A 3,560-nucleotide genomic window follows, 5' to 3' on the forward strand; every position below is an offset into this window, starting at 1 on the left:
CCGCCACAACTCCGCGGGCTCGTATACGGACTATTCGCTGACGCTGGCCAAGGACTTCTCGGGCCTGGTGCTGAGCGGCGCCATCGTCGGCACCGATGCCAACAAGGGCTTCTACGCCAGCCCTGTTAACGCCAAGTTCATGGGCAAAACCACGCTGGTGGTCGGCCTGAAGAAGACGTTCTGATTCTTTGGAGAGCGACATGAAACTGATCACTGCCGTCATCAAGCCTTTCAAGCTCGACGAGGTGCGTGAGGCCCTGAGCGCCATCGGCGTGCAGGGCCTGACGGTCACCGAGGTCAAGGGCTTCGGCCGCCAGAAGGGGCACACCGAGCTGTACCGCGGCGCCGAGTACGTCGTCGACTTCCTGCCCAAGGTCAAGATCGAGGCCGCCGTGAATGACGACGTCGTCGAGCGCGTCATCGAAGCCATCGAATCCTCGGCCCGCACCGGCAAGATCGGCGACGGCAAGATCTTCGTATCGCCGCTTGACCAGGTCGTTCGCATCCGCACCGGCGAGACCGGCAACGACGCGCTCTGAGCCCGAACCGTTATCCGTTGGAGAACAGACAAATGAAGAAACTCCTTGCCTGCCTGGCCTTCGCGGCGGCGGCATTCGCGCCGAGCACCTGGGCCCAGGAACCTGCCGCTGCGCCGGCATCCGCCGCCATGGCCACCGAAGCAGCCGCGTCCGCCGCCGCCCCCGAGGCGCCCGCTGCGTCCGCACCGGGCGGGGCGGCCTCGGCCCCCGCGCCCAAGCTCGACAGTGGCGACACCGCGTGGATGCTGACCTCCACGGCGTTGGTCATCCTGATGACCATCCCCGGCCTGGCGCTGTTCTATGGCGGCCTCGCGCGCAGCAAGAACATGCTGTCGGTGCTGATGCAGGTGTTCGTCATCTTCGCGCTGATCACGCTGCTGTGGGCCATCTACGGCTACAGCCTTGCGTTCGGCGGCGAGGGCACCTTCATTGCGGGCCTGGACAAGGTCTTCCTGAAGGGCGTCGCGGCGGACACGCTGTCGGGCGCGTTGCCGACCATCCCCGAGTTCGTCTTCGTGGCCTTCCAGTCGACCTTCGCGGCCATCACCTGCGCACTGATCGTCGGCGCCTTCGCCGAACGCATCAAGTTCTCGGCCGTGCTGCTGTTCTCGGCGCTGTGGTTCACGTTCGCCTACGTGCCCATGGCCCACATCGTGTGGGGCGGCGGCCTGCTGGCCAAGGACGGTGCGCTGGACTTCGCCGGTGGCACCGTGGTGCATATCAACGCCGGTGTCGCCGGTCTGGTGGGCGCCTATCTGGTGGGCAAGCGCATCGGCTTCGGCAAGGAAGCCCTGACGCCGCACAGCTTGACGCTGACCATGGTCGGCGCTTCGCTGCTGTGGGTGGGCTGGTTCGGCTTCAACGCCGGCTCGGCGGGCGCCGCCAACGGCGTGGCCGGCCTGGCCTTCGTCAACACCATCTTCGCCACCGCCGCCGCGACGCTGTCCTGGATCGCCGGCGAGGCGCTGCACAAGGGCAAGGCCTCCATGCTGGGCGCCGCGTCCGGCGCGGTGGCGGGGCTGGTCGCCGTGACGCCGGCCGCCGGCTTCGTCGGCCCCATGGGCTCCATCGTCCTGGGCCTCATCGCCGGCCTGGTGTGCCTGTGGGGAGTGGGGGGGCTGAAGAAGATGCTGGGCATGGACGACGCCTTCGATGTGTTCGGCGTGCACGGCGTGGGCGGCATCGTCGGCGCCATCCTGACAGGCGTGTTCGCAGCCCCCGCGCTGGGCGGCACTCAGCCGGCCGAGTACGCGATGGGCGCCCAGGTCATCACTCAGGTCAAGAGCGTGCTGTTGACCATCGCCTGGTCGGGCGTGGTCTCCTTCGTCGCCTACAAGCTGGTCGACACGGTCATCGGCCTGCGCGTCACCGAGGAAGAGGAGCGCGAGGGTCTGGACATCTCGGCGCATGGCGAGACGGCCTATCACAAGTGATCCACGGCTGAGGCCGTGACGGGCCGCCCTCCGGGGCGGTTTTTTGTGGGCGGTGGGTGGCTTGTGATCCGGCGTACCGACCCCAAGTGGGTCGCCCCGCCGAGTCTGAGATCATTCGTCCATGGTTCCCCATCTGATCACCGCCCTGAACGGTCCCATCAACGAGCTGGAGGCTCGCGTCCTGGAGTCCATGCCGGCCACGGAGCGCTGGTTCAGGCTGGAATGGATGGAACACACGCCCACCTTCTACGCGTCGGTGGACCTGCGCAACGCTGGCTTCAAGCTCGCGCCGGTGGATACCAACCTGTTCCCCGGCGGCTTCAACCATCTCACGCCGCAGATGCTGCCGCAGGCCGTGCAGGCGGCGATGGCGGCCATCGAGAAGATCTGCCCCGAGGCGCGCAACCTGCTGGTCATCCCGGAAACCGGCGCGCGCTGCAGCTTCTACCTGGACAACCTCGCGACGCTGGCGCGCATCTTCACGCAGGCCGGCCTGAACGTGCGCTTCGGCACGCTGGACCCTGTCATCGCGGAGCCCACCGAGCTGAAGATCGCCAACGGCGGCAGCATCGTCATCGAGCCACTGGTGCGCAAGCGCGGCCGCCTGATGCTCAAGGGCTTCGACCCCTGCACCATCCTGCTCAACAACGACCTGGCCGCCGGCACGCCGCCGCAGCTGATGGGCCTGCACGAGCAATACCTGCTGCCGCCGCTGCACGCCGGCTGGACGGTGCGGCGCAAGAGCCAGCATTTCCGCGCCTACGAGGAGGTGGCCAAGCGCTTCGGCAAGCTGCTGGGCATGGACCCCTGGCTGATCACGCCCATGTTCCAGGGCGTGGACCTGCGCGGCCACAAGGGCCTGGAGGCGCTGCAGACGGCGGCAGACACCCAGCTCGCCAAGGTGCGCCGCAAGTACAAGGAATACGGCATCAACGAGAAGCCCTTCGTCATCATCAAGAGCGACGTGGGCAGCTATGGCCGCGCCGTACTGACGGTGCGCGACGCCAAGGACATCGAGGGCCTGGCTGCGGCGCTGCCGGAAAATTTGGGCCAGGAGGTCATCGTGCAGGAAGGCGTGCCCACGCACGAGCGCGTGCACGAGGCCGTGGCCGAGCCAGTGGTCTACACGATGGACCGCTACGTCGTCGGCGGCTTCTACCGCGTGCACGCCCATCGCGGCATCGACGAGAACCTGAATGCGCCCGGCGCCAGCTACGTGCCGCTGGCCTTCGCCGAGTCGCCGCACCTGCCGCGTCCCGGCGAGAAGCCCGGTGTCAGCGCGCCCAACCGCTTCTACATGTACGGCGTCATCGGCCGCCTGGCCATGCTGGCTGCCAGCTACGAGCTCGAGGCCACCGACCCGCAGGCCGAGGCCGAGGCGGCCTGACCCCCTCATTCTGGGCGCCCATCCCATTTGGCAGGGGGTGTTTCGGACCGTTCTCGCCTAGGTGCCTGCGCGGTAGAAGCCTGATGTCAAGGGCATCGCCGGATGCGTGAATGGGGTCGGACTGGGAAGATCCACCCCATGCCGACAAGCTACCTGCCTTACGAGCCCGATCAGCAGTTTCTGTTGCCGCCGTCACTGCAG

4 protein-coding genes are annotated in these 3,560 nt (G+C 67.3%); all 4 read left to right on the forward strand.

Going from position 1 to position 3,560, the window contains the following annotated elements; all coding sequences use genetic code 11:
- Positions 1-184: TorF family putative porin (locus JOY88_RS14910; protein WP_367269804.1), on the forward strand; the 184-nt coding region annotated here is incomplete at its 5' end.
- A gap of 16 nt (positions 185-200) precedes the next feature.
- Positions 201-539: a P-II family nitrogen regulator gene (glnK, locus tag JOY88_RS14915; protein WP_056192325.1), complete on the forward strand. Its 339-nt coding sequence runs from the start codon at positions 201-203 to the stop codon at positions 537-539.
- Positions 540-571: 32 nt separating this feature from the next.
- Complete coding sequence (locus tag JOY88_RS14920; RefSeq protein ID WP_293503420.1) at positions 572-1,972, forward strand: ammonium transporter; 1,401 nt, start codon at positions 572-574, stop codon at positions 1,970-1,972.
- Between the two features lie 121 nt (positions 1,973-2,093).
- Positions 2,094-3,359 carry a glutamate--cysteine ligase gene (gshA, locus tag JOY88_RS14925; protein WP_293503421.1) on the forward strand — a complete coding sequence of 422 codons (1,266 nt, stop codon included), beginning with the start codon at positions 2,094-2,096 and terminating at the stop codon, positions 3,357-3,359.
- The last annotated feature ends 201 nt before the right edge of the window (positions 3,360-3,560 follow it).

Source organism: Roseateles sp. (assembly GCF_019237615.1).
GTDB lineage: Bacteria > Pseudomonadota > Gammaproteobacteria > Burkholderiales > Burkholderiaceae_C > Pelomonas.

Coding starts and splice junctions, on each gene's coding strand:
- JOY88_RS14920 (WP_293503420.1), top strand. CDS start 572: ATGAAGAAACTCCTTGCCTGCCTGGCCTTCGCGGCGGCGGCATTCGCG.
- glnK (WP_056192325.1), top strand. CDS start 201: ATGAAACTGATCACTGCCGTCATCAAGCCTTTCAAGCTCGACGAGGTG.
- gshA (WP_293503421.1), top strand. CDS start 2,094: ATGGTTCCCCATCTGATCACCGCCCTGAACGGTCCCATCAACGAGCTG.